Annotated in this window: 19 protein-coding genes and 3 pseudogenes; 19 read left to right on the top strand and 3 right to left on the bottom strand. The window is 61.1% G+C overall.

Features of this window, described 5'->3' with window-relative positions; translation table 11 throughout:
* Positions 1 to 661: 661 nt before the first annotated feature.
* Together L0U81_RS25865 and L0U81_RS25860 are read right to left on the bottom strand one after the other, a co-directional pair.
* Positions 662 to 1,729 (bottom strand): purine-nucleoside phosphorylase, encoded by a 1,068-nt coding sequence (locus L0U81_RS25865; protein ID WP_233807247.1) that lies wholly within the window; start codon positions 1,727 to 1,729, stop codon positions 662 to 664.
* Positions 1,730 to 2,143: 414 nt separating this feature from the next.
* Positions 2,144 to 3,103, bottom strand: a complete 960-nt coding sequence (locus L0U81_RS25860) for a GlxA family transcriptional regulator (RefSeq protein WP_233807955.1) — start codon at positions 3,101 to 3,103, stop codon at positions 2,144 to 2,146.
* 107 nt (positions 3,104 to 3,210) lie between these two features.
* Between L0U81_RS25860 and L0U81_RS25855 the strand changes: the two genes are divergently transcribed.
* The 19 genes and pseudogenes from L0U81_RS25855 (at position 3,211) to L0U81_RS25765 (ending at position 23,770) form a co-directional block, all read left to right on the top strand.
* Positions 3,211 to 3,516: a putative quinol monooxygenase gene (locus tag L0U81_RS25855; RefSeq protein WP_233807245.1), complete on the top strand. Its 306-nt coding sequence runs from the start codon at positions 3,211 to 3,213 to the stop codon at positions 3,514 to 3,516.
* Between the two features lie 44 nt (positions 3,517 to 3,560).
* A complete protein-coding gene (locus tag L0U81_RS25850; protein WP_233807243.1) occupies positions 3,561 to 4,310 on the top strand; it encodes an alpha/beta fold hydrolase in 750 nt (249 codons plus the stop codon).
* Positions 4,311 to 4,413: 103 nt separating this feature from the next.
* Positions 4,414 to 6,135 carry a cytochrome c biogenesis protein DipZ gene (locus tag L0U81_RS25845; RefSeq protein WP_233807241.1) on the top strand — a complete coding sequence of 574 codons (1,722 nt, stop codon included), beginning with the start codon at positions 4,414 to 4,416 and terminating at the stop codon, positions 6,133 to 6,135.
* Between the two features lie 239 nt (positions 6,136 to 6,374).
* Positions 6,375 to 6,545: pseudogene (locus L0U81_RS25840) on the top strand (IS110 family transposase); the annotation flags it as partial.
* 157 nt (positions 6,546 to 6,702) lie between these two features.
* On the top strand, positions 6,703 to 7,962 hold the full coding sequence (locus tag L0U81_RS25835; RefSeq protein WP_233807232.1) for a site-specific integrase: 1,260 nt from the start codon (positions 6,703 to 6,705) through the stop codon (positions 7,960 to 7,962).
* Positions 7,959 to 8,909 (top strand): tyrosine-type recombinase/integrase, encoded by a 951-nt coding sequence (locus tag L0U81_RS25830; RefSeq protein ID WP_233807230.1) that lies wholly within the window; start codon positions 7,959 to 7,961, stop codon positions 8,907 to 8,909. The genes L0U81_RS25835 and L0U81_RS25830 overlap by 4 nt, the downstream gene beginning before the upstream one ends.
* Positions 8,902 to 9,909 (top strand): tyrosine-type recombinase/integrase, encoded by a 1,008-nt coding sequence (locus tag L0U81_RS25825; protein ID WP_233807228.1) that lies wholly within the window; start codon positions 8,902 to 8,904, stop codon positions 9,907 to 9,909. The genes L0U81_RS25830 and L0U81_RS25825 overlap by 8 nt, the downstream gene beginning before the upstream one ends.
* 185 nt (positions 9,910 to 10,094) lie before the next feature.
* Positions 10,095 to 10,946 (top strand): annotated as a pseudogene (locus tag L0U81_RS25820) (IS110 family transposase); the annotation flags it as partial.
* 303 nt (positions 10,947 to 11,249) lie between these two features.
* A complete protein-coding gene (locus tag L0U81_RS25815; RefSeq protein WP_233807224.1) occupies positions 11,250 to 12,275 on the top strand; it encodes an IS110 family transposase in 1,026 nt (341 codons plus the stop codon).
* Between the two features lie 919 nt (positions 12,276 to 13,194).
* Positions 13,195 to 13,490, top strand: a pseudogene (locus tag L0U81_RS25810) (antibiotic biosynthesis monooxygenase).
* Positions 13,491 to 13,667: 177 nt separating this feature from the next.
* Positions 13,668 to 14,090 carry a VOC family protein gene (locus L0U81_RS25805; protein WP_233807222.1) on the top strand — a complete coding sequence of 141 codons (423 nt, stop codon included), beginning with the start codon at positions 13,668 to 13,670 and terminating at the stop codon, positions 14,088 to 14,090.
* A gap of 1,068 nt (positions 14,091 to 15,158) precedes the next feature.
* Positions 15,159 to 15,632 (top strand): DUF6130 family protein, encoded by a 474-nt coding sequence (locus L0U81_RS25800; RefSeq protein WP_233807220.1) that lies wholly within the window; start codon positions 15,159 to 15,161, stop codon positions 15,630 to 15,632.
* A 37-nt stretch (positions 15,633 to 15,669) separates the two neighbouring features.
* Positions 15,670 to 15,819 carry a hypothetical protein gene (locus L0U81_RS25795; protein WP_233807978.1) on the top strand — a complete coding sequence of 50 codons (150 nt, stop codon included), beginning with the start codon at positions 15,670 to 15,672 and terminating at the stop codon, positions 15,817 to 15,819.
* Between the two features lie 159 nt (positions 15,820 to 15,978).
* On the top strand, positions 15,979 to 17,394 hold the full coding sequence (locus tag L0U81_RS25790) for an IS1182 family transposase (protein WP_233805282.1): 1,416 nt from the start codon (positions 15,979 to 15,981) through the stop codon (positions 17,392 to 17,394).
* A 477-nt stretch (positions 17,395 to 17,871) separates the two neighbouring features.
* Positions 17,872 to 19,083, top strand: a complete 1,212-nt coding sequence (locus tag L0U81_RS25785; protein WP_233807218.1) for an ROK family transcriptional regulator — start codon at positions 17,872 to 17,874, stop codon at positions 19,081 to 19,083.
* A complete protein-coding gene (locus L0U81_RS25780; RefSeq protein WP_233807217.1) occupies positions 19,080 to 20,063 on the top strand; it encodes an ABC transporter permease in 984 nt (327 codons plus the stop codon). The genes L0U81_RS25785 and L0U81_RS25780 overlap by 4 nt, the downstream gene beginning before the upstream one ends.
* 56 nt (positions 20,064 to 20,119) lie before the next feature.
* Positions 20,120 to 21,094 carry a sugar ABC transporter substrate-binding protein gene (locus tag L0U81_RS25775; protein WP_233807215.1) on the top strand — a complete coding sequence of 325 codons (975 nt, stop codon included), beginning with the start codon at positions 20,120 to 20,122 and terminating at the stop codon, positions 21,092 to 21,094.
* Positions 21,095 to 21,125: 31 nt separating this feature from the next.
* Positions 21,126 to 22,646 (top strand): sugar ABC transporter ATP-binding protein, encoded by a 1,521-nt coding sequence (locus L0U81_RS25770; RefSeq protein WP_233807213.1) that lies wholly within the window; start codon positions 21,126 to 21,128, stop codon positions 22,644 to 22,646.
* Positions 22,643 to 23,770 carry a hypothetical protein gene (locus L0U81_RS25765; protein ID WP_233807211.1) on the top strand — a complete coding sequence of 376 codons (1,128 nt, stop codon included), beginning with the start codon at positions 22,643 to 22,645 and terminating at the stop codon, positions 23,768 to 23,770. Before L0U81_RS25770 ends, L0U81_RS25765 begins: the two co-directional genes overlap by 4 nt.
* A gap of 300 nt (positions 23,771 to 24,070) precedes the next feature.
* Here the strand turns inward: L0U81_RS25765 and L0U81_RS25760 are convergent, their stop codons facing one another.
* Positions 24,071 to 25,486 carry an IS1182 family transposase gene (locus L0U81_RS25760; protein ID WP_233805282.1) on the bottom strand — a complete coding sequence of 472 codons (1,416 nt, stop codon included), beginning with the start codon at positions 25,484 to 25,486 and terminating at the stop codon, positions 24,071 to 24,073.
* Between the last annotated feature and the right edge of the window lie 154 nt (positions 25,487 to 25,640).

Here is a 25,640-nt window from a genome sequence, read left to right as displayed (position 1 = left end):
CGGCGCAACGCGAGTCCGCATCAATAGGTCGCCGGTGGACCAAACTCCAACCCACCCGGTATTAGATGAGCGAAACCCCGCACGAGATGCGGGTACGCAGTCGTTTATCGGTGTGGATTTTTCTGCCTTAAAACCGTAAACACTGTTCGCATGTACAACATTTGGGCAGCCCGCAAACCCTTATAGGACCGTCGATCCCGATAAAAAGGCTGTTTAAACATACAGCCGTTTCGGTCTTCAAACCCAGTTGAGGGCGTCAGACGCTTTCAGGTCGGTTCGACTCCGGCTGCCTTCCGCCACAATAACCCGCGCTTATCACCGCCACCTCTGCGGAACATGACAGCAACCTCGCATGGCTCGATGGCAGGAGCCTTGCGCCTTGCGAATTTTCACGAGCGATCGAGGAACGCAGCGGCAGTCATTGGAGCGAGCGCGCCTGAATCGCGTTGCTGACCGAACCTCGGGCGCAATTTCGCGGGAAGGTGCAAGCACCGATACTGAGATGGCTCGGTCGGATCCTGTGACGTAGCGTACCGCTGCGGCGAGCACACCGCCGGTGTGCGTTGGCACATGCGTGGCCACGGCAACTGAGGACAACGGTGGACACGATCGATCGCCAGCCAGACCGGTACGCGGTACGCTTCACCACGCCGCAAACGCGCTACCGCTGGGGTACGCCGTCGCGCCACTCGCCCCAATGCGTGACGATGTCCTGCACGAGCCGATTGCCCGTGAGAAACAGATTGTCGATCGCGATCGTGAAGCCGCCCTGCGAAGAGTAGTTGAGCAGATTGTCGGCACTCGATTGGCCCGCGTACGGGCGGTCGAAGTCCGAGCCAGCGCGCAGCACCGCAACACGATTCAGGTCGACGCGATGCACGGTCGCCCCTCGCGTCAGCGCCTCGAAGGTGGCGTTGTCTTCCTGCTGCGTCGTGCAATAGGTGCCCTTGCCGTCGGTCAGGATCTTGGTCCATTGCCGCGCGCGCTCGCCAAGGTCGGTGCCCGACCACCAGGTATCGCCCGCCAGGGTGTCGCATTGGATCACGGTCGGCGGACGGTTCGCAGGCGCATAGCTGTATTTGGCGCGGGCGGCCTGCGCCTGGGCATCGTCGGTCAGCGTCACGTTGCGCGATAGCGCGAATGCCACGTTCGAGAGCGCCGGATTGAGCTGGAACACTTCAGTGCGATAGTCGAGCGGCGGCTTCTGCGTCGGGCCCGTCGTGTTGATGCCGAGATAGCCGGTGTTCCAACCCGGCGGAATTTCGCGCCCGTCAATTTCCCACTGAATGCCGAAGTCGACGAGCCAGTTTGCCCAGGCAGCGGAACCGACGGTCCCTTGCTGCGGATCGATACCGGCGATGCCCGCCACCAGGAAGTAGGTATGACGCAAGTCGAAACGTGGTGAGAACGTCAGCGCCATGATCGACGCGGCGGCATTCGCGTGCCCCATGCCCGTCGTCATCACGCAGACGTCCTCGCCATTGCAGTGCACGGCCGGGTAGTCAGGAGACAGACCGGCGACGGTGACGTCCTGCCACGGTCCGAGATGATCGAGCCATACCTGGCCTTCCGGACCGAACATCGAAATGATCATCACCTTGACCGGACGGCCATGCGACGCGCCGTCGTCCTGCGCGAAGCTGTCGTCTGCATGCGCGATGGCCGGTGCAACGGCCGCGCCGGTCACGAGCAATGATGAAATCACTGCGCGAAAAGCACGATTGAGCATAAGAGGCCCCACCTGTAGTGTAAGAACTGCGGTTGCGAAATGTGGATCGCGTGCCGTGTTGTCGACTGGCGTCGTGGGATTTTGTCGGCGTGCAGCGTGGGGCGTGGGCGTTAGCCGCTCAGGCGACATTGAGTATAAGCGGAGAAAAATGGGCGTTGGCAAGCGGTAGCAATTTTCGACACGGACGACTCGACAAGGTGCGGCGGGAATATTGGCAGGTCGCTGACCATCCGATTTCCTTTGCTCGCCGGCTAGCTGAGCGGCCTTTGAGCGAAGCCCTCGCAAGCGCCGGTCCGTGGGACCGCGCCCACACGTTCTTCAACGAAGTCAATGCGCAATAAACCGCGCTTATCGCCGCGACCGGCTTCTGGCGGGAATCGTGGTAGCAGCGGCCCGCTTCTCGGCCATTAAGACTCACGACGCCCGCAACTCGCGGACCCCCTTACCTATCCGCCGCCGTAGCAACGTTCGCAAAGTGACGCCGTCCGAGTAACCAACCTGCTCGGCGATGCGATCCACGCTGAGCTTGCTCGTCTTCAGCAGATGGACGGCGCGCTCGACCCGCAGATCCTGAATGTACTCGACGGGCGTCTTGCCGAGCACTTCATTCAGACGCCGCGACAACGTCCGCGTGCTGGTCGCCAGCGCTTCGGCCACCGAATCGAGTGTGATCGTGCTGTCGAGGTGTTCGCGCACCCAGCGGTCGAAACGCTCGACGAGCGGGTCCGAATGGGACAGATGATCGGAGATCGCAAAGGCGGATTGCGACGGTCGCGAATCGAATACGAGATAGCTGGCCACGAGCGCCGCAAGCTCAGGGCTGTTGTTGCGGATCAGCCAGAGTGCCAGGTCGAGATGGCTCAGGGCGGCCCCCGCCGTCACCGTGGTGCCGCTCGGGACGACGATGCGATGCGCGTCCAGGTGCACTTCGGGGTAACGCTGCCGGAACACGGGCGAGAGCCACCAGGTGGTCGTGGCTTCACGCCCATTGAGCAAGCCGCTTTCGGCCAGCACGAAGGTTCCCGTACAGGCGGCTCCGATATGGGCGCCGGCACTGTGCCACGAGCACAGTGCACCGAGCGCATCGATCACGTCGGCCCGGCCGAGCGAAGGCACGAGCAGGTCCGTCGTCGTCCGGTTGAGCGCCGGTACAACGACCCAGTCCGGGGCAGGGGCGTTTGTCACATCGCGGACGGGAACCTGCAACCCCAGCGCGGTGCGCACCTCGGGCCGCATCCCCGCCACGGTGATTTCGAAGCCCGGTGTGGCTATCCCCGTCGCGCGCGCAAGTTCGTTGGCTGTCGTCAGGGCGTCGAGCACCGTAGTGAGGCCAGTGTCGAACACGCCCTCGAGCGCGAGAACAAAAATCCGCATGGCAGAATCGATATCAAAATTGTCGATTGAGACAGTGTTCTCCAGTGCGCGTCGTTTGTAAAGTGCGTTCATCGCGTGGCCCCTCACGCGGACACTGGAGAACGCAGATGATCAAGCATGCTTTATTTGTCAGACTAGAAGCCAAGCCCGGAAAGGAGCAGCTGGTAGCGGATTTTCTGGCCGCCGGCCTGGAAATGACGAATCAGGAGGCCACTACGCCGATCTGGTTCGCCCTGAAGCTATCGCCGAACACGTTCGCTGTCTTCGACGCCTTTGCGAGTGAAGAGGATCGCCAGGCGCACCTCGCCGGCAACATGGCAAAAAGCCTGATGGCGCGGGTTGACGAGATGCTGGCATGCCCGCCTTCAGTCGAGCCGTTCGACGTTCTGGCCATGAAGAACGCACTGGCCTGAAGCCACCTGTAAATGAGTATTCGGAAACGATTGTGGAGATTGAAATGTTTGCACTGCGAAAGGTTATTTTTAGTGCCGTCCTGGTTGTCATCGGTAGCACGATGGCCCACGCCGAGACTGGAACGGCGGCAAAAGACATCGTCATTGTTCACGGCGCGCTCGTGGACGGTTCTGGCTGGCGCGGCGTCTACGACATCCTGTCGAAAGACGGCTACCACGTGAGCATCGTGCAGGAGCCGCTTACCAGCCTCGACGAGGACGTCGACGCGACCAAACGCGTCATCGATCAGCAGCAGGGCCCTGTCGTGCTGGTCGGTCACAGCTATGGCGGCTCCGTAATCACGGATGCAGGCTCCAACCCGAAGGTGAGCGCACTCGTCTATGTAGCCGCCCTCCAACCCGACAAGGGCGAAGCCAGCGGCCAACTCCTGCAGAAGTTTGCCGCGCCAAACGATGCCATGCGTGCTTCGCCGGACAAATACTTCTACATCCCCCCGGCGAGATTCCGCGAGACCTTTGCGCAGGATCTCCCGCCTTCCGAAGCGCAATTCCTGGCGGACTCGCAACAGCCACTCGCGCAGAAAGCCGTGGCAGCACCGATGCCTGTCGCGGCATGGCGAAGCAAGCCTAGCTACGCGGTGCTGACCACACAGGATCATGTAGTGAGCCCCCAGCTTCAGCGCTGGATGTATCAACGCTCGGGCGCCAAGGTTACCGAAGTGAGCGCAGGCCACGCTGTCTATATCTCGCATCCGGATGCGGTCGCTCGAGTCATCGAGGCTGCCGCAAAGTAGACCAACGTCGACGCCAGGGCGCGCTGCCTCGTGCACACCGGGACGTCATCCGGGCACGAGGCCGTGCGAAACGCGCCACGATCCCACCACGGAAGTCGTTCCCATGTTTTTACTGATCCTTGCTTACCTGGGCGGGGTACTCACCATTCTGAGTCCCTGCATCCTGCCCGTGCTGCCTTTTGTATTCGCGCGCGCGGACCGGCCGTTTGCGCGTAATGGACTGCCCATGCTGGCCGGCATGGCGTTGACCTTCGCCGCAGTTGCCACACTGGCCGCACTCGGCGGCGGCTGGGCCGTCCACGCGAATCAGTATGGCCGCATCGTGGCCCTCGCGGTGCTCGCCGTGCTCGGCCTTACCTTGCTTTCGAATCGCGTTGCCGAATGGATCACCCACCCGTTCGTGACGCTCGGCAATACGCTGACCGAGCGCAGCGGGAGCGAAAGCGATTCCGTGCTCTCGGCGGCGGGCCTGGGGGTGGCCACCGGGCTGCTGTGGGCGCCTTGTGCAGGCCCCATCCTGGGCCTGCTGCTCACGGGTGCGGCCTTGAACGGGGCCAGCCTCAAGACGACCTTCTTGCTGCTCACCTACGCGGCCGGCGCAGCAACGTCGCTCGCGCTGGCCCTGCTGATTGGCGGGCGCGTCTTCGCCGCCATGAAGCGTTCGCTTGGCGCCGGCGAACTGGTGCGCCGCACGTTGGGTGGGCTGGTGCTCGCGGGGGTGGCCGCCATTGCGCTTGGGCTGGATACTCATCTGCTGACACGGGTGTCGCTGGCGAGTACCGGCGGAATCGAACAGAAGCTGATTGACGCAATACATCTCGTTGGCCCCGTGCAGGCCGCCGCCAGAGCAACGGGTGCGCTGCCGGTGGAAGGCGAGCTGCCCTCTCTGGCTGGCGCCACCCGGTGGCTCAACAGCGCGCCGCTCACTGCTCAGTCGCTGCGCGGCAAGGTGGTGCTGGTCGACTTCTGGACCTACTCGTGCATCAATTGCATCCGTGCGCTGCCCTACGTGCGCGGCTGGTCCGACAAATACAAGGATCACGGCCTCGTGGTGATCGGCGTGCACGCGCCCGAATTCGCCTTCGAGAAAGATCCGCAAAATGTGACGCAGGCCGTGAAGGATCTGCGCGTCGACTATCCGGTCGCACTCGACAACGATTACGCCATCTGGAAAGCGTTCGGCAACGAATACTGGCCCGCGCATTACTTCATCGACCCGCAGGGGAAAATCCGTCACCACCATTTCGGCGAAGGCGGCTACAAGGAGAGCGAGGACGTGATCCGCCAGCTGCTTGCCGATGCCGGCCAGAAGGACCTGCCTGGCGGCTACGTCCAGCCAGACGCGCAGGGCGCCCAGGCGGCAGCCTCCGGCGATGCAGCGCGTTCGCCGGAAACTTACGTGGGCTATGCACGCGCAGAGAACTTCGCCGGTGGAGATCTGGCGCATGATGAGCCGAGCACGTATCGAGCGTCCGGCACGCTGATGGCCAACCAATGGGCGCTCGACGGACGCTGGTCGGTGGGCGATGACAATGCGCGGCTGGACGGCCCCGAAGGACGTATCGTCTATCGCTTCCGTGGCCGTGACCTGCATCTGGTGCTGGGGCCAGCTCGCGACGGCAAGCCTGTGCGCTTTCGAGTGCTGATCGACGGCAAGGCACCTGGCGCCGACCGCGGCATGGACGTCGATACTGACGGAAACGGGACGGTGACCGGGCAGCGTCTCTACCAGCTCGTGCGGCTGGCCAATGGCAGCGGTGAACGCACCTTCGAAATCAGGTTCCTCGACCCTGGCGTGCTGGCTTACGCGTTCACGTTCGGCTGAGTCCCGCTGCGTGGCGAATTGCCTGCCTATGAACTGCTGCCGTACATCGCTAAGGGCTGCATGACGGCTTTGGAGGCGAATGCCTTGTGTGGCTTGGGTTGCAGCGGTCGAGGTCGGCTGCGGTCGGGCATGAAGCGGATGACATTGAAAATCATCTAGCGGGCCTCCCACCGCCACCCTGACGGGCGGCGGGGTTAAAGTGAGTTTGCCAAAACCGCTTTAACCGGAAGGAGGCCATGATGAACTATAGCGGCATTGACCTGCATTCGAACAACAGCGTGGTGAGCGTGATCGACGAAACGGACCGCGTGGTCGCCGAGAAGCGGCTGCCGAACGACCTGGCAACGGTTCTGGCGTTCCTTGCCCCGTGGCGAGCGGAGCTGGCAGGCGTCGTGGTCGAATCCACGTATTATGGACGCCCCGGAATTATGCGCGGTCTGGCGGTCATTCCGAGGTGCGACGCCTAACTCCTCCGGATGCCTAGTAGCGCCTCACCATCGGTCGACCTTGCATAACAGCTACTGCTCTTCTCAGATGGCTTCATCACCATCTCTCAGGAGAGCGATCATGATCACGCAAGTCGTTTCTGAAGTCGTCGCGTGCAATCGTGCACGTTACGGCGCACTTGGACCCGTCGTTGGGAATTTCACGGACTGCTTGGGGCGTCACGGATATGCCGGTATTACCGTAGAGAACTATCTGCAATGTGCCTCCCACTTCGGACGGTGGCTGACTGCGCAACGCATCGCTCTCAATCACATCGACGAGACGATACTGCATCGCTTTCTCACGGAGCATCTTCCCGTCTGCAGATGCAGCAAGCCAAGTCCCCGCACCTCCGCAAACCTTCGTCGCGCGCTGCGTCATCTGCTTCGCATGCTGCGCTCGGAGGGCATCATTCCGCCGAGATCAGCACCGGTTTCCAAGTTCGTAAGTGAGGAGCTTCGACTCTTTGATGCGTATCTTCAGGAGGTACAGGGTCTTGCACCGGCGACGCGCCTCTACCGTCTGCGGTACGTGCGTGAATTCCTCCTTGCCCAGTTTGATTGGGGGCCGATTGCGCTTGAGCGCGTAAAGCCCGATGACATCTGCCGATTCGTGACTGATCGCGCCGGAGGCTGTGTACCCCGGACTGCCGGAATCATTGGCGACTGTCTGCGAAGTTATTTGCGTTTCCGTCGAATACACGGAGACCCAACCGAACCCCTGATTGCTGCAGTCCCTAGAGTTGCTTACTGGCGCCTCGCCGCGGTACCGGATTCTCTTACCGATTCGGAATTAGCAGCGCTGGTGAAATCGTTCGATCGTACGTGCCCGACCGGCCGACGCGACTACGCGATCATCCGCTGTCTGGTGGACCTGGGCCTGCGAGCAAGCGAAGTGGCGTCTATCCAGCTCGATGACCTGGACTGGCGAGAAGGCACGCTCCGGATTGCGAAAGCGAAAGCGAAGCGCACAACTCTCCTGCCGCTGCCTGTGGAGACGGGGCGGGCGATCGCGGACTACTTGCGCTTCGGGCGCCCCACGACGGCTAGCCGCGCACTGTTTGTGCGCCACCGCGCTCCGCGCGATGAACCGGTGGGGCCGAGCCTCGTGCGCAACGCCGTACGCTGCGCCTACGCCCGGTGCGGCTTGGCTCAGCGGTGGACCGGAACCCACGTGCTCCGCCATTCTGTCGCTTCGAGGTTACTCAGGGAAGGGGCAAGTCTCAAGGACATCGCCGATCTACTGCGCCACCGCAGCGTCAACACGACGACCATCTACGTCAAGGTCGATTTGCCCCGGCTCAACACCGTTGCATTGCCTTGGCCCGGGAGACGAACATGAAGGCCGCCACGACGATGGTGTCTCTGGTCGAGGACTATCTTGAACGCCGGCGGCGACTTGGCTTTGCTCTGCAAAGTGAGGAGCAGCGTCTGATGTGCTTTGCACGCTTCGCCGATCAAATTGGCCACCGCGGTCCAATCACGGTGGAACTGGCTTTGCGTTGGGCCTGTTCGTCCAGCCGCTCCACAGCCGCCACCAGGGCAGGTCGGTTGAAGATCTTGAGCCCGTTCGCCAAGTACCGCCTGCAGTTCGATCCCGCCACCGAAATTGCATCTTCCGGACTCTGTGGACTAGGGCACCGACGGTTGACACCGCATATCTATTCGGAAGAGGAAATCGAGACGTTATTGGTTACTGCCCGACAACTTCCGCCCACGGGTGGCCTGCGTGCAGTTACCTGTGAAACCGTCTTCGGTCTGCTCGCGGCCACGGGATTGCGTATCTCGGAGGCGTTGGCACTTCGGCGCGAGGACGTCAACCTCAAACGCAGCCTCCTTACGATTCGTCAGAGCAAGTTTCGTAAAGCTCGCCAGGTTCCTCTACATCCAACCACCACCGAAGCCCTCCGTGCCTATGCCTGTATTCGGGATAAAAGGCTGCCTGCGTCGACGACCGACGCGTTCTTCGTGTCCGACTGCGGAAGGCCAGTGAACTATCGGCAGATCGCATATGCCTTCGCTTGTCTTCGAGTACAGCTCGGATGGCAAGCCCGGGGAGGTCACCCGCACCCGCGCATCCACGACTTGAGGCACAGCTTTATCTGCCGCCGTCTTGTCGGCTGGTATCAGGAGGGGATCGATGTCGGTAATGCGATGCTGGTGCTCTCCACCTATGTCGGACATACCCAGGTCACCGACACGTTCTGGTATGTAACGGCAATACCTGAGCTGATGACCATCGTAGGCGATCGCTTCGAGCACTTCGCTCAAGGAGGCAATCATGCTTGACCTGAACTCATCACCGAAGTTTGCGCAATTGCTGCAACAGTTCTTTATGGAGCGCCTGATACAGCAGCGTAACGCGAGCCCGCGAACGGTAGCGGCTTACCGAGACACTATGAGGCTGCTTCTCCAATTTACAGAACAGCGATTGCATCGGAGACCTGATCGCCTGGAACTCAGTGATATTGATGCATCACTGGTTCTCCAGTTCCTCGATCACCTCGAAGTGGCCCGCCATAATAGCATCCGTAGCCGCAACCTTCGGCTTGCCGCCATTCGCTCGTTTCTGCGCTATGCTGCGTCCCGAGTACCAGAGTCGCTGGGCACGATTCAGCAGGTGCTCGCGATCCCGATGAAGCGATATGAGCGCCCGCTGGTCCGCTTCCTCTCCCGAGAAGAAATATGCGCCTTGCTCGATGCACCCAGCCCCAAGACGTGGTGCGGCCAGCGCGATCGCGTGATGTTGGCGACCCTCTATAACACCGGCGCTCGGGTATCCGAACTCATCGGCATACGCGTCGGCGACGTCGATCTGGATCGAAGCCCTTCTGTACGTCTTCACGGCAAGGGCCGCAAAGAACGTGCGGTCCCGCTCTGGCGCAGCACCGCAAACCAGATCCGGCTCTGGCTTCGGCAGATTGGAGCTTCACCCGGACAGTGGCTCTTTCCAAATCGCTCAGGCGGACCGATGACGCGAACCGGAATAACCGACCGTCTTAACCTCGCCTACGAGGCTGCGGCAACTCATTGCGCGGGACTCAAGGGCCGACGCATCTCACCGCACCTGGTTCGGCACGCGACTGCCATGCACCTGCTTCAGGCTGGCGTTGACCTTACGGTCATTGCGCTGTGGCTGGGCCACGAGAACCCAGCGACCACGCACATGTACGTCGAGGCAGACCTGGCAATGAAGGAAAGAGCCCTCAGTACGCTTCAATTACCCCACAGCAGGCAACACCGATACCGGCCCACTGACCGCGTACTGCAGTTTCTCGAAGGCTTGTGATTATGCGCAGCCAAGTGCACTGATCCGATCGGTGAACCCTGCATTGCTCAGGAACTCAATGCGCGCGCGGTACGGTCCACAATTCGATTTATATCGGAACCCACGCCGCGCGCTCCGCCCCCGTCAACGGCAAAGCATGCATAATTCCGGGGCGTCCATAATACGTGCTATGGAAATATTTCCATAGCACGTATAACTGGTACTGGCTGGTCGACGGCCTGCAGGCGGCCGGCTTCGTGGTCCATCTGGCCAACACCGCGGCGAAAAAAAAATATGATGGACTCAAGCACAGTGGTGACGAGACCGACGCGCGCTACCTGGCCCACCTGCTGCGCCTGGGCATCCTTCCCACTGGCACCATCCTGCCGGCGAAGCACCGTGAGGTGCGCGACCTGGCCCGCAAGCGTATGCAACTGGTGCGCAGCCGCACCAGCCACATCCTCGCCGTCGAGAACACAACGGCACGTCAGTCCGGCACGCGAATCACGAGCAATCAGGTCAAGCAACTGGACCGGGCCGCTGTCGACCAGCTGCATCTCCCAGATGACGTGGCGCTGGCGGTCCGCGCGAACGTCGCGGTCATCACGACGCTCTCCGCACAGATTGCCATCGTGGAAAAGCGTCTTCAGGAAAGGGTCGCGCCACGCGCGGACTACGCCCTCCTGACCACGGTGCCCGGCATTGGCCAGACGCTTGCCACCGTGATCGTGCTGGAAACCGGGACCATCGAACGTTTCGCGAGCGCTGGCAACTTCGCCTCCTACGCGCGGTGCGTGGACAGCCAACGCATGAGCAACGGCAGGAAGAAGGGCGAAGGCAATACCAGGAACGGAAATCCATACCTGTGCTGGGCATTCATCGAAGCGGCCAACTTCGCGATGCACTTTAGCGCCGAAGCCAGGCAGTTCTACGAGCGCAAGAAAGCCCGGACGAATTCAGTGATCGCACGCAAGGCACTGGCCCACAAGCTCGCCCGTGCGTGTTTCCACATGCTGAAGGAGCGAAAACCATTTGATGTGACCCGCTGCTTCGCATAAGCGTTACGACGGCGACCGGCAAGCCCCGATCGCTGACTGGCGAGAAGCCACCCAATTGAATGGAATGCCGTGCCGCCGTCCCCGATGTGCAGCAAAGCGGATCGCCTGCAACGCGAGCCAGCTCTGGATTGGTGCCGGACGTTTGGCAACCACGAGTATTGTGCGAACCCGATGGACGCGTTGCGGCACCAACGAATGAAAGGGACTTCCGCATCCCGAGGCGGTGGCGGAAGCCGTAAATTGGCATCAACGTGCCATGATGAAGTTTGAACGTCCAGCGAACGCCAACATAAGGGGAAGTCCATGCCTGTTGTCACCGTCGGAATCGATCTTGCCAAGAACGTGTTTGCGGTTCACGGAGTGGATGAGGCCGGCAAGGCCGCATTGATCAAACCGCGCGTCTCACGCGATCAAATGCTCGCGCTGATTGCCCAGTTGCCGCCCTGTCTCATCGGCATGGAAGCATGCTCGGGTGCACATCACTGGGCGCGGATGTTCCAGCAGTACGGCCACACGGCGAAGCTGATGGCGCCGAAACTCGTGGCGCCGTACCGGATGTCGGGCAAGCGAGGCAAGAACGACGCAGCCGATGCTGCGGCAATCTGTGAGGCAGTGACGCGCCCCAGCATGCGTTTCGTGCCGCTAAAGGACGAACACCAGCAGGCCACGCTCTGCCTGCATCGGACACGTCAGGGTTTCATCGAGGAACGGACGGCGATCTATAACCGCATACGTGGCCTGCTCTCTGAATTCGGCGTGGTGCTACCCCAGAGCCCGGAACGCCTGCGAAGAGAGATCCCGACCTGCCTGGATGCGTTGCCCGGCTGGGCCCGGCGCTGCATCAGTGATCTGCTCGAGCACGCCAGCAACATCGAAGCCCGGCTCATCGAATACGATCGTGCAATCAGCGAAATCGCCCGAGACGATGAGCGCAGCCGACGGCTTATGCATCTCCGCGGCATTGGCCCGACCACCGCAAGCGCTTTGCTTGCGAGTCTGGGCGCCGGACACGACTTCAAAAACGGCCGCCAGGTGGCCGCATGGATAGGCCTTACTCCAAGCCAGTACAGCAGCGGAGGTAAAGAACGGCTGGGCGCCATCACGAAGACGGGGGATTCGTATCTACGCAATTTGCTGATACTCGGAGCTCGCTCGGTGATGGCGAGTCTGGGGGACAAGCAGGACCGTTTCAGCCGCTGGGTGAGAAGTCTCGTCGAGCGTCGCGGCTACTGGCGGACAGCCGTCGCCATCGCCGCGAAGAACGCGCGCATGGCATGGGCGACTCTGAAATACGGCGACGCCTTCAAGTACGTACCGGCGACCGCATGAACGAACACTACGTCCGATAGACAAGCATCCCGAGACATCGGAGCAACCACGAGGGGATTGACGATCACTTTGCACTGCCAGCGGTGATGTGAAGCGGGTTGGACCCGCGCAAGGCATACCTGTCAGAAGAACGGGGATTTCTGTCCCGCCCAAAGAATGAGGTCCTTGCGCGCGTCTTTCATCAGGGTCCGGGCCAACGGCCCAATATGACCGGTTGTAGTACAGCAGTCCTTCACCTTCTCACGCACGCCGAAGCGGCATTGCAGCATGTATGCACATCGAACTTCGATTGAGCTTGTGCTCAATGGGGAAGCCCTTGTAGTTCTTCTGGGGTGGCAGAGCCACCAGGGCGACAGGCAGCCGATGTAAGCCGATCGCTTGATCCTGATGGGTGTCTGGCGCGATCCGTCGCAGCCATGAATCGAAGAAACGGGTGCGCTCGGCTACTGCATTCGGTCAGCGAAATCGGAATCGGCTGCTCAGGCACTCGAAGGTATTGTTTGCTCACTTGACACTGGGCCCGCTAATGGGTGTCAGCGATATGACGAAGCAGGCGAGTCAGATCATCGATGGCAAGCGCAACACCATCGCACAGTCAGCGCAGCAGGCACTGTCGGCAGTGGGCATATTGAAAGAGATTCGTCAAACACGAACGCGGAGATGTTTCTATGATGACGATTTTTTTGAACGTGCATGTCTCTTTCGGGGGAGGTGGTGGCACTTTGGCGGAAAAGAAAACCACCTCCGGAATTTGAATGAACTATGGCCGGGTCAGTATCAGATGCGTCGCCATGGCGAGGATGTGGATACCGCGGGGCATGGCAAATGCGATACCAATATTGGCGGCATTGCCAATACGCAGCGGCGGTCGCTGCAAGCATACTTTGCCCTACCGATCAACCACAACCTGGAGTCAGTCATGATCGAGCATGCACTGTTTGTCCGCCTCGAAGCCAGGCGACGTATGGAAGCAGAAGACTCCTGATTCAGGGTGGTCTCGTCCTTGCGTTGCAGGAACACGCCACGCCGATGTGGTTCGCCCTGCAGCTCGGTCCATCCACGTTCGGCGCCTTCGACGCCTTCGCCAATGAAGCCGGTCGCCAAGCTCATCTCGACGGAAAAATGTCGCAAGCGCTGGGGGCGAACGCCGCCAGACTGCTTGTGAAGGCGCCGTCGATCGAACGCATCGACGTTCTCGCTGCGAAGCTGTCCTGATGTATCCGCTCAAGTAGCAGATCGAGCTGATGGCGAATAAGCGCTACGAACCGATTTCGGCGTGTCGTCGGTCTAAACGGCCAGTTGCCGCCCGCCGGCTCGGAGCGAGCCTAATTTGATTAGCAAGATGCATATCATCCGACAGGTAGCAAAATGAAAGAGCAGAAGAGTGTCACCATGAATCTCGAAGTCCACGTCATTCCCGTGTCCGACGTCGACAAATCCAAGGAGTTCTATCGACGTCTGGGCTGGAGGCTCGACCAGGATGTCGCCCCAACAGAGGAGGTTCGCATTGTCCAGTTCACACCCGCCGGCTCAGGATGCTCCGTCACCTTCGGCAAGGGTATCACCGGGGCGGCGCCTGGCACGGCCACGGCGGCGTTGATTGTCTCGGATATTGCAGCGGCTCATGGCGAGTTCATCCGCCGCGGCATTGGCGTGAGCGATATGTGGCACGGTGCGTCGTTTCCTCTGGAAGCACGAATCCCCGGCCCCGATCCCAAGCGCACCAGCTACGGCTCGTTCTTTGCATTCGCTGATCCTGACGGCAATGCGTGGCTGGTCCAAGAAGTCACGACGCGCCACCCTGCCCGCGACTGATATGACGCCAGCAACCACGGTGCGTGTGTAATTGTGTCGCTATCGCGCAAGCGAGGGTCGATGGGCCGACACGGAATACTCCGTGTGCCGAGCGTACTATGGTGAAAACTTCGACCAATTGCATACGGGTCACTTCTCGATCACGAGCGTGCTAGCGGCCGGCTCTCAGTCCATTTTTGGGGACCGGGGTGTACTGTACGCATCGCGGTTTCAAGAATAGGCAACATGGTCAGCGTACCTCTGAGTCTGAACGTAACGGGTTGCGGCCACTCTGATCATTATTAAACTTAAGGTCGCACGAGGCTATGATTGGCTGCAGCTGGGGCCGATCGCAGCCCGATGAAAGTGTGACCTTGAAAGTCGGATCGGATGTTATGTGCGACCGGGATAAAGCGACCAATTCGCTGCCGTTGGAGTCGTCCCCTCGCAACGGGCCGTTGTCAGAGCCGCACCGACCTTCGCTCACGGGTAGATATGGTGTGCGCTACGTCAGGCTGTCGCTCTAGCCGCTCCACCATCGGTTCATCCACGGTCGCGCAGTTAGCGGAGATCTCGCCAGATCATCGCGCTACCGCCCTGGTCATTCCCCCAATACTCTGTCTGCGTCGTCGAGGACCGTCATGGTCTTGTCCATGACCGGCAACCTGAGCGTCACTTCGAACAGCAACTGATTCCCGACGCTGGCGTCCCTCCTGCCCCGCACTGTCCTTTTGTATTCCAACGTATCTACAGACAGAAAGAGATACACGCGCTTACACACAACCGACTTTCGGACACGAGCGAGATACGCTCATCTGCTCAAATACGCCCATCGCGAGCAGAACAGCGCGCCTTCAAAACTCGGCTTGCCTGGGATATCAGGTTGTTGCCGCACTATTGCTTGGGCGTGTTCTTCGTGCCGGGTCATTTTGTAACGATAGCCGCTCAATGGATCGAATTTGTAATCGGTAGCTGATTGTCGGAGAGCCTGGGAGGTCACATTCGTGCAACTGCCATGACCCGGCCCGGCGATTCCAGGCCAGGTTAATCGAAACTCTTCCGCTTGGGGATCAAATAGTGAGAATGCAAATGAGCATGCTGATCAAGGCGCTTGTCGCAGTCGCGGCTGGTACCGTTCTCGCAACGAACGCGTTCGCCCAGAGCACAGGGGAGGTCGGCGTGGCCTCACCGTACGTCGCCATCGATAACGAGCCCCCACCCAAACTGATTGTGGATCCCACTCCGCTTGCCGCAGGACTGGCCCACGGCATCGTCTGGATCCAATATCGGGTGGAGAACGTGCATATCGTGCCGGTGTTCGGGGCAGCCGCGCTCAACGTGTCTCCACGAATCGGGCATCTGCACGTACACATCGACGATTTGCCTTGGGGTTGGGTAGAAGCGAATGACGTCAATACAATCAGCGTGGCGGGTCTGCCACCCGGTCAGCACAAGATGCTTGTCGAGTTGGTCGACGCTCAACACCACGTATTTGCTGGGTGCACCGAGTGCAGGCAGAAGGTGACGTTCACGGTGCCAGAGGGCACGTCTCACTCACACTGAAGGTGATGACAAGAGCCTCTCCGTTAGTCCGTCGCGAATGACGTCCGACGCATCCTTAATTTTCATTCTGGCTTCGTTGTCGGACACCGGCGTCGATCCGATTTATTGGATGGCGCGCGAGGACAACTGCCAGGTCGCCGTCAGCGTGTCGCAGGCCTGCACGCAGGGCAGCTCGCCGGTCGGCTGAGAGCTTTACCTTCCTCGGGACTGTGCCAAAGACCCTGAGCGTCGGCGCGCGACCCGCGTCCGTCTATGATCGTTCTGCTGCGGATTGTGTTGAAAAAGTCGCCCGGCATGCGGATTGTTGGGTATCCTGGAAGCCATCGATCGACGGGAGTGATTCGTCATGATGGGTCAACTGGGCAGCGGACAGGACAAACTCTTCTACTCGTTCAACCTCGATAGTCACGTCCCTCGCGAGCACCTGTTGAGAGGCATCGATCACTTTCTTGATCTGCGTGATCTACGCCAGCATCTTGCGCCGTTCTACAGTCCCATGGGACGGCCATCGATTGATCCGGAGCTCATGATCCGCATGTTGATTGTGGGCTACTGTTTCGGCATCCGGTCCGAGCGCAGGCTATGCGAAGAAGTGCATCTGAATCTGGCGTATCGATGGTTCTGCCGCCTGGGCCTGGAGGACGCCGTACCCGAACACTCGACATTCTCCAAGAACCGCCACGGTCGCTTCCGCGATAGCGATGTGCTGCGCCATGTGTTCGAGTCGGTACTGGGTCGGTGCATGTCCGAAGGGCTCGTAAAGGGTGAAGGATTCGCGATTGACGCGAGCATCATCAGAGCCGACGCGAGTTCTGTACGCGGTGTTCCGGGTTCTGAACCCATCGACTGGGGTTGTGTCAAGGGCCAAAGCCGTGCCGTGCGGGAGTATCTGGAAGCGTTGGAAGAAGCGAATCCAGCAGGCACCGAAGCGGCGGAGATGACAGAGTCATCGACGCCTCCAAAGAGGATATCCCTGACGGATCCCGCTGCGAGCTGGACAGCCGCCAAGGGTGGCTTGCCGTTCTTCGCCTACTCGACCAATTATCTGATTGACCTGCAAGCAGGGATCATCGTTGACGTCGAGGCGACGCCCGCGAACCGTTCCCACGAAGTGGAATCAACCAGGACGATGATTGATCGCGTTGAGCAGCGGCGCGATCTCAAACCTCGACGTCTTGCAGGCGACACCGCGTATGGCTCAGCAGCGATGCTTGCCTGGATGATCGAAGAGAAGGAAATTGCACCACATGTTCCGGTCTGGGATAAAACGACGCGCAAGGACAATACATTGTCCAGCAGCGAGTTCCGATGGGATGAACTCGCTAATGAATATCGCTGTCCTACCGGGCACGCACTACGCAGTGATCGGCGCAAATTCAGGAATCCGCGCTCGCGCATCACGAAGGCAGACACGATCATCTATCGGGCAAGCCCGCTCGACTGCGGGAGCTGTTCGATGAAGGAGCGCTGCTGCCCGAATACACCATTCCGCAAGATTGCCCGCAGCATCCATGAAGCTGCACGCGACGAGGCCAGGCGTATTGCGAAGACGCCTGAATACAAGCGATCTTGCCGTGAGCGAAAGAAGGTGGAAATGCTCTTTGCGCATCTCAAACGCATCCTGAAACTGGACCGTTTGCGACTGCGAGGTCCAAGCGGTGCTCATGATGAGTTCCTGATGGCAGCGACTGCGCAAAACCTGCGAAGAATGGCCAAGCGGTTCATGCCTGGAAGCAAGCAGATGAACCAGACCGTTGCATGACGAGCAACGGGGGACCGTTGCCTCGTTCAAGGTCGCCGCTTCGCCGATCGCCACAACTCGAAAACGTGCTGCGAACTCCTGCGTCTCCGACCAAAACAAGACTTTTTCAACACAATCCATCCGAAAGCGGCCAGACGATCACAGCGCGATCCGAGGGGAAGGGTTTCGCGAACCAGGTTTTCCATCCCCGGTTTTTCAGCCGTGGCCATGAGGCATCGCCTTGGGGGTATCGCATTCAGCCTATTCCAATGCGTGCAGCAATCGGAAAGCGGGGTTTCATCCTCGGCGCAATGACCTCCCCGGTCCTCATACCCGTCCACATCGCCCACGAGCTTCGACTTGGCTTCGCCGAAATAGGCAGGCTCCGGGGCGTGACGTTCCCTTTCCTCACGGGTCTTCTTCGTGTTATCCCGAATTGATGCTGGGGAACCGAGTGACTAATCTTTCGTTAATTTCATTCTGAATGAAACTAATTCGATGGCGATTCGACACGACGGCATGAGCGATATGAACGAGTACCTGGTACTCGAATATCTGCGTGCGCACAGGCGAACCACACGGCCGCAAATTGCGGATGCCGTGAATCTGTCCCAGGCTTCTGTAAGCCGCATCATCTCGAAGCTGCTCGCGGGCGGCATGGTGCTCGAAACGCCCGGTGCGTCGGAATCGGGCGGCCGGCCGCGCGGCGTGCTCGAAGTGAACGATATCCGTCACTGCGTGATCGGCGTCGATCTCGGCGGCACCAAGTGTCATGGCGTGCTGGCCGACGGCGATGGCGAGGTGCTGGCCGAACGGCATGGGCTGGTGGCCGATGCGGGCAGTGCTTACGAAGCGCTCGTCGATGTGTGGGAAGCGCTGCTGGCCGAGGCGCGCGCCCGCGATTGCGAGGTGCGCGCGCTCGGCGTCGGCGTGCCCGCGGTGATCGATCCGGCGTCGGGTCTCGCGGTGCGCGGTCCGAACGTCCAGTGGGAGGGGTTCAATATCGTCGAGCGACTGCGCGAGTTCGGTGTGCCATTCCGGGTCGACAACGACGTGAATCTGGCCGCCGTCGCTGAAGGCCGCGAGGGTTGGGCGCGCGGTGTGCGCGACTACGCGGTGGTGTCGATCGGCACCGGCCTCGGCGGCGCCGTGGTCTGCGATGGCAAGCTCGTGCTCGGACGCAACAACGCCGGCGGCGAACTGGCCACCTTGCTGCCAAGCGTCGACATGGTCCGCCAGCGCTGCGTCGGCGGGATCGGCGGCATGGAGACCGTGTTGACCGGCCCGGCGATTGCGGCGCGCGCGCAGGCACTCGTCGAACTGAAGCCCATGGCGCAGGCCGAACTCGGTTCGAAACCGACTGCGCGCACGGTGATCGAGCACGCCAGCCGCGGCGGGCGTTACGCGATGCGGATCGTTGCCGACGTAATCGACGCGCTGGCGATGTGCGTCGTGACGCTCGCCGCCGTGGTCGACCCCGAAGTGGTTGTGGTCGACGGCAGCGTCGGCCGCGCGCTGGCGCCGTTCCTGAGCAGAGTCGCCGAACGGGTCGCACTGCATATCCCGACCCCTCCGCGCATCGAGGTCTCGACGCTCGGGCCGAATTCCACGGTGCGCGGCGCGGTCGCGGTGGCGCTGCAATTGCAGCGCAGCATCGACGTGCCCGACATTCTCGCCACCCTGCTTCAAGACAGAGCCGCTCAATCATGACCACGATCCGCTCCACCGGCTCCGCCGCAGCGGCCTCGCCGCGCGGCGCCCTGCGCGATTTCGTCTCGCGTCACGCGCTGCTCCTGATCTTCGGACTCCTCGTGATCGTGTTCGCGGCGGTATCGCCGAGTTTTCGCACGCTCGACAACCTCGTCAACATCGTCGAGCAGCAGTCGATCGTCGGCGTGGTCGCCTGCGGCATGCTGCTCATGATCATGCTGGGTGGCTTCGACCTGTCGGTCGGCGCAGTGGGCGCCGCATCTTCGGTGCTGGCTGCGGCGGCGATGGGCCATTACGGTATTGCCGCCGGGGTGGTTGCAGCTTTGCTGGTCGGCATCGCGGTCGGTGTCGCCAATGGCGTGCTGGTAGCGCGCGTCGGCATCAATCCGTTCGTGGCTACGCTCGGCATGCAGACGCTCGTGACCGGGCTCATGTATGTGGCCACGAATGCCACGCCCGTCTATGGCGTGCCCGATTCCTTCACCGTGGTCGGGCTCGGCCGGCTCGGCATCGTGCCGGTGGCCGCGCTGATCTATTCATGCGTCGCACTCGCCACCTGGGCACTGCTTAAGTTCACCGTGTTCGGCCATCACATCTTCGCGGTCGGCGGAAGCGAGGAAGCGACCCGTCTCGCTGGCATCAAGACGCACCGCGTGACGATCCTCGTCTATATGCTCGGAGGGGCGGCGGCCGCGCTCGGCGGACTAATCCTGCTTGGTCAGACGTCGATCGGCCAACCTTCGGCGGCGACCACCTGGCCGCTCTCGGCGATCGCAGCCGTGGCCGTGGCCGGCGTGCCGCTGACCGGTGGCGCGGGCAGCATCGGCGCGGTCGTGATCGGCACACTCCTACTCGGCACAATTTCGAACGCATTGAACCAGTTCAACGTTTCACCGTACTGGCAGCCGGCGATCACTGGTTTAGTGATCCTCGTCGCGGTCGGTGCCGATACCCTGCAGCGCCGGCGCCGCGCTGCCTGATGCCGTTCGTTGTTGTTGGCGTGCTCATCCATAACGTGAATATTGGAGACATCGAAATGAAAAAAACGTCGTCAACGCGCCGCGCGCTGCTCCGCCTCGCGGCAAGCGCCGCAGTCCTCGGCACCGTCACGGCCATGCCGCTCGCCGCGCAGGCCGCGGGCAAACCGGTAGTGATCGGTTCGATGATCTGGAATGCGTCGGTACCGTTCTATTCGAATTTCATCAAGGGGCAGCAGCAGACCGCCGACAAGCTCGACGCGAAGCTCGTGCTCGTTGACGGCAAGGGCGACCTCGGCACCGAAATCGCTGGCGTCCAGCAATTGATCTCGCAGCATGTCGACGCGATCCTGATCACCGCCAGCGACGCAAAGGGCATCGTGCCGGTCGTCAAGATGGCCGACAAAGCTGGCATTCCGGTGTTCGCGGTCAATAACCGTGTCGATGACGCGGGTCCGACCGTCACCTTCATTGGCGCGGACGATTATGAATTCGGCCGTCAACAGGCTGCCCTGCTCGTGAGCAAGGTCGGTCCCAACGCACGCGTCGCGTACATGCTGGGCGGCCTCGGCACGAGTGCTCAGTTGCAGCGTCAGAAGGGTTTCGACGATTACCTCAAGGCCTATCCGAAGGTCACGATCGTGACCAGCCAGACCGCGAACTGGGATGCGGCGCAGGCGCTTCGTCTCGTGCAGGACTGGCTCAACAAGTATCCGAAGGGCGGCATCGACGCGATCGTCGATCAGGGTCCGGAAGCGGCCAATGCCGCGCGCTACGCCCACGATCACGGCCGCGACGACATTAAGTTCGTGCTCGGCGACTATCCGCGCGAAGTGCGTGAAGGCATCGAGGGCGGCTATGTGACCGGCACCGTTGATCAAGACCCGAAGCCGCAGGGCGAACGCTCGGTCGAAGCGGCCGTGCAGTGGGTGGCGGGCCAGAAGGACAAGGTCAAGCGTCCGAACGAATTCATGCCGCTGCCGATCGTGACGAAGGACAACGTCGCCCAGTTCCCGCCCGCCTGGGGCGGTTGAGATACGGGAGGCCGGTGTGCAGGGCATTGACGTGAACGCGACTCCCGCGCTGTTGCAGATGCGCCAGATCCGCAAGGCGTTCGGCGGCATCGAGGTATTGCATGGTGTCGATTTCGATCTGCACGCCGGTGAGGTGCATGCGCTCGTCGGGCACAACGGCGCAGGCAAGAGCACTCTGATGAAGGTGCTGGCGGGCCTGTACGACGATTACCAGGGACAGGTATCGATCAACGGGCAGATCTGTTCGCTCGCGAGTCCAGACGCGTCGCTCGCCGCCGGCATCGCGGTGATTCACCAGGAGTTCGCGCTGGTGCCCCAGTTCACGGCGGCCGAGAATTTCGCGCTCGGCCACGAGCCGGCACGTGCGCGCGGGTTGATGGTGGACCGCGCGCGCATGTGTGCCGAGGCCGAAGCGCTGCTCGACAAGCTCGGCTTCGATCTGCCATGCGACGTGCCGGTCGGCCGGCTCAGCGTCGCGCACCAGCAACTGACCGAAGTGGCCAAGGCCATGAGTCGCCGCGCGCGCATCCTGATCATGGATGAGCCCACCGCGCGCCTCGCGCCGGCCGAGCGCGAAGCATTGTTCCGTTCGATGCGGCGCCTGCAGGAAAGCGGCGTCGGCATCGTCTATATCTCGCACTTTCTCGAGGAAGTGCTGCAGGTATCCGATCGCGTGACCGTGTTGCGCGATGGCCATCGCATCGAAACCAGCCCGGCCAGCGCGTTCGATCTGAACCGCCTGACGACGCAGATCGTCGGTGCCGCGCTCGCCGAGTCGTCCGCGAAGCACGCTGGGGATCGTTCATCCGCATGGCCTGCGCAGCCACGGCTCGAACTGGAAGATTTCGGCCAGATCGGCCGACAGGGCAGCACGCTCAGCGTGCGCGCCGGGGAAATCGTCGGCCTCGCCGGTTTGACCGGCTCGGGTAGAACTTCGTTATCCGAATCAATGTGTGGGGCGAGGCGCAATCACGGTACTTTGCGCGTGGATGGACAGCCGCTGCGCCTGCGCTCGACCGCCGATGGGCTCGACCACGGCATCGTGCTGCTCCCCGAGGACCGCAAGCGCCGCGGTCTGGTGATGGCGAGCGGCGTCGGCTCGAACATCGTGCTGGCTGCGCTACGCCGCCAGTTTTCCTCCGCGGGCTTCGTGCAACTGGGCGCGCGACGCGCGGCGATCAGCGACGCAATCTCTCGTCTGACGATACGCGGCGCGACCGCCGACAAGCCCGTGCGCGCGTTGTCGGGTGGCAATCAGCAGAAGGTGCTGATCGCGCGCGCGGCGTTGAATCGTCCGCGCGTGCTGGTGCTCGATCAACCGACCGCAGGTGTCGATATCGGTGCGAAGAACGAGATCTATGGGCATATCCGCTCGATGGCGGCGGACGGCGTCGCCTGTGTCGTGGCCAGCGACGAACTCGAAGAACTGTTGCTGCTGTGCGACCGGATTGCAATCATGCGTGGCGGAAAAGTGGTGGACATGCTGGACGCCCGCACATTGACTCAACACGAATTGCTGGCCCAGATGAGCCACGGTGAGGTATCGGCATGACGCGAATCGTCGGCGTTAAGGCGTACGGGTGGGACTGGTCAACGCAGCACGGGCTGTCCATGAAGGAGGCCGCACGACGCATGGTCGCGCAAGGCATCGATTGGGCGCTCGTGCAAAACCTGATCGATCCGCTGCCGGGCAGCGCGGTTGATCAACGCCCACCAGGCGGCGCCTATGGCGATCGCGAGTGGGTTGCCACGCTACAGGACGAGGGACGGCGCGTGTATCAATCGACCGCGGTATTCTTCTCGCCCGAGGCGTTCGAGGCTGATCCGGATCTGCGTCCCGTCGATCAATTTGGTCAGGTATTCGAACCATTTAGCTGGTATGTCGGCGTCTGTCCGACACATCCCGCTTATCTTGAACGCAAGGCCGACCGGCTGGCGCAGGCCGTGCAAGCCACTGCACCGGACGGCGTGTTCCTGTCGTTCATCCGCTTTCCCGGCTTCTGGGAAATGTGGCTACCGGAGGTCAGGCGCAGCCAGATCCGCGAATACTGCTTCTGTGAACGCTGCATGACGACGTTCGCGCGCGACACCAACACCGCGCTGCCAGCGGGTGGTCCAGCGGCCTGGCGTAAAGTGCTGACCGGAGAATTGCGCAGCCGCTGGACAGCCTGGAAATGCGCGCACATCGGCGCGGTGGCGAAACGTCTGCGGCAGGCGGCGCTCGACGCGCGGCCCGGACTCGACGTGATTCTTAACGGCTTCGGTCTGGGCACAGCCGATTTTGGCAACGCGGTCGAAGAGGTGCTCTCACAGCGCTTTGCGGATCTCGACGCTGCGATCGACCACTACGAACTGATGTTCTATTTCCAGATCCTGAAGCGCAATCCGGTCGAATGGATTCCCGAGCGTATCGCCGAGGCGCGCCGGCAGACTTCGCGAACATTGTTCGCCTGCCTGCAGGGCGGACCCGAGTATCTCGAGCCTATCTATGCCAATGGCGGCCGTCGCCGCGAGATCACCGCCGATGAATGGCGCGATGCGCTGCGCGGCGTGGCGCGCTCGGGGGCCGATGGCATCCTGACGTATTCATGGCGCGATCTGCTAGCCGATGAGGCCGCAGGCGGCAGCCGTATTGCGACCATGCTGAGTTACAAGCGTGGTGAACTGGTCTCCTGATAGCGTTTGCTGAGTCGTTGAATTGCGAGATAGAGGGTATGGTTTGGCGGTCAGAGCCCGATTAACAGCAGTGTGTAATTCGATGGTCGCGCGTCACGAAGCTATTCCGGCGAATTGTTGCGGTTTGTACTGCGGAGAAGGATTTGATGAGTATCGAGGGCCACGGATGGCCGCTCATCAATCGATTGTGTTGAAAAAGTCTTGTTTTGGTCGGAGACGCAGGAGTTCGCAGCACGTTTTCGAGTTGTGGCGATCGGCGAAGCGGCGACCTTGAACGAGGCAACGGTCCCCCGTTGCTCGTCATGCAACGGTCTGGTTCATCTGCTTGCTTCCAGGCATGAACCGCTTGGCCATTCTTCGCAGGTTTTGCGCAGTCGCTGCCATCAGGAACTCATCATGAGCACCGCTTGGACCTCGCAGTCGCAAACGGTCCAGTTTCAGGATGCGTTTGAGATGCGCAAAGAGCATTTCCACCTTCTTTCGCTCACGGCAAGATCGCTTGTATTCAGGCGTCTTCGCAATACGCCTGGCCTCGTCGCGTGCAGCTTCATGGATGCTGCGGGCAATCTTGCGGAATGGTGTATTCGGGCAGCAGCGCTCCTTCATCGAACAGCTCCCGCAGTCGAGCGGGCTTGCCCGATAGATGATCGTGTCTGCCTTCGTGATGCGCGAGCGCGGATTCCTGAATTTGCGCCGATCACTGCGTAGTGCGTGCCCGGTAGGACAGCGATATTCATTAGCGAGTTCATCCCATCGGAACTCGCTGCTGGACAATGTATTGTCCTTGCGCGTCGTTTTATCCCAGACCGGAACATGTGGTGCAATTTCCTTCTCTTCGATCATCCAGGCAAGCATCGCTGCTGAGCCATACGCGGTGTCGCCTGCAAGACGTCGAGGTTTGAGATCGCGCCGCTGCTCAACGCGATCAATCATCGTCCTGGTTGATTCCACTTCGTGGGAACGGTTCGCGGGCGTCGCCTCGACGTCAACGATGATCCCTGCTTGCAGGTCAATCAGATAATTGGTCGAGTAGGCGAAGAACGGCAAGCCACCCTTGGCGGCTGTCCAGCTCGCAGCGGGATCCGTCAGGGATATCCTCTTTGGAGGCGTCGATGACTCTGTCATCTCCGCCGCTTCGGTGCCTGCTGGATTCGCTTCTTCCAACGCTTCCAGATACTCCCGCACGGCACGGCTTTGGCCCTTGACACAACCCCAGTCGATGGGTTCAGAACCCGGAACACCGCGTACAGAACTCGCGTCGGCTCTGATGATGCTCGCGTCAATCGCGAATCCTTCACCCTTTACGAGCCCTTCGGACATGCACCGACCCAGTACCGACTCGAACACATGGCGCAGCACATCGCTATCGCGGAAGCGACCGTGGCGGTTCTTGGAGAATGTCGAGTGTTCGGGTACGGCGTCCTCCAGGCCCAGGCGGCAGAACCATCGATACGCCAGATTCAGATGCACTTCTTCGCATAGCCTGCGCTCGGACCGGATGCCGAAACAGTAGCCCACAATCAACATGCGGATCATGAGCTCCGGATCAATCGATGGCCGTCCCATGGGACTGTAGAACGGCGCAAGATGCTGGCGTAGATCACGCAGATCAAGAAAGTGATCGATGCCTCTCAACAGGTGCTCGCGAGGGACGTGACTATCGAGGTTGAACGAGTAGAAGAGTTTGTCCTGTCCGCTGCCCAGTTGACCCATCATGACGAATCACTCCCGTCGATCGATGGCTTCCAGGATACCCAACAATCCGCATGCCGGGCGACTTTTTCAACACAATCCAATCGATAATCGTCGTCCGACCGCACATGCAGCAGCGGGCTGAAACGGGGCGCCTTCGGTCAACCGCATCGGGCAG

Origin of the sequence: Paraburkholderia sp. HP33-1, assembly GCF_021390595.1 — a bacterium.
Taxonomy (GTDB): Bacteria; Pseudomonadota; Gammaproteobacteria; order Burkholderiales; family Burkholderiaceae; genus Paraburkholderia.
Note: the sequence above shows the minus strand (reverse complement) of the source record. Positions and strands in the feature narration are given on the sequence as shown.

Coding starts and splice junctions, on each gene's coding strand:
- L0U81_RS25835 (WP_233807232.1), top strand. CDS start 6,703: ATGATCACGCAAGTCGTTTCTGAAGTCGTCGCGTGCAATCGTGCACGT.
- L0U81_RS25845 (WP_233807241.1), top strand. CDS start 4,414: ATGTTTTTACTGATCCTTGCTTACCTGGGCGGGGTACTCACCATTCTG.
- L0U81_RS25850 (WP_233807243.1), top strand. CDS start 3,561: ATGTTTGCACTGCGAAAGGTTATTTTTAGTGCCGTCCTGGTTGTCATC.
- L0U81_RS25780 (WP_233807217.1), top strand. CDS start 19,080: ATGACCACGATCCGCTCCACCGGCTCCGCCGCAGCGGCCTCGCCGCGC.
- L0U81_RS25855 (WP_233807245.1), top strand. CDS start 3,211: ATGATCAAGCATGCTTTATTTGTCAGACTAGAAGCCAAGCCCGGAAAG.
- L0U81_RS25760 (WP_233805282.1), bottom strand. CDS start 25,486: ATGATGGGTCAACTGGGCAGCGGACAGGACAAACTCTTCTACTCGTTC.
- L0U81_RS25865 (WP_233807247.1), bottom strand. CDS start 1,729: ATGCTCAATCGTGCTTTTCGCGCAGTGATTTCATCATTGCTCGTGACC.
- L0U81_RS25805 (WP_233807222.1), top strand. CDS start 13,668: ATGAATCTCGAAGTCCACGTCATTCCCGTGTCCGACGTCGACAAATCC.
- L0U81_RS25800 (WP_233807220.1), top strand. CDS start 15,159: ATGAGCATGCTGATCAAGGCGCTTGTCGCAGTCGCGGCTGGTACCGTT.
- L0U81_RS25790 (WP_233805282.1), top strand. CDS start 15,979: ATGATGGGTCAACTGGGCAGCGGACAGGACAAACTCTTCTACTCGTTC.
- L0U81_RS25775 (WP_233807215.1), top strand. CDS start 20,120: ATGAAAAAAACGTCGTCAACGCGCCGCGCGCTGCTCCGCCTCGCGGCA.
- L0U81_RS25830 (WP_233807230.1), top strand. CDS start 7,959: ATGAAGGCCGCCACGACGATGGTGTCTCTGGTCGAGGACTATCTTGAA.
- L0U81_RS25785 (WP_233807218.1), top strand. CDS start 17,872: ATGGCGATTCGACACGACGGCATGAGCGATATGAACGAGTACCTGGTA.
- L0U81_RS25825 (WP_233807228.1), top strand. CDS start 8,902: ATGCTTGACCTGAACTCATCACCGAAGTTTGCGCAATTGCTGCAACAG.
- L0U81_RS25795 (WP_233807978.1), top strand. CDS start 15,670: ATGACGTCCGACGCATCCTTAATTTTCATTCTGGCTTCGTTGTCGGAC.
- L0U81_RS25765 (WP_233807211.1), top strand. CDS start 22,643: ATGACGCGAATCGTCGGCGTTAAGGCGTACGGGTGGGACTGGTCAACG.
- L0U81_RS25815 (WP_233807224.1), top strand. CDS start 11,250: ATGCCTGTTGTCACCGTCGGAATCGATCTTGCCAAGAACGTGTTTGCG.
- L0U81_RS25860 (WP_233807955.1), bottom strand. CDS start 3,103: ATGCGGATTTTTGTTCTCGCGCTCGAGGGCGTGTTCGACACTGGCCTC.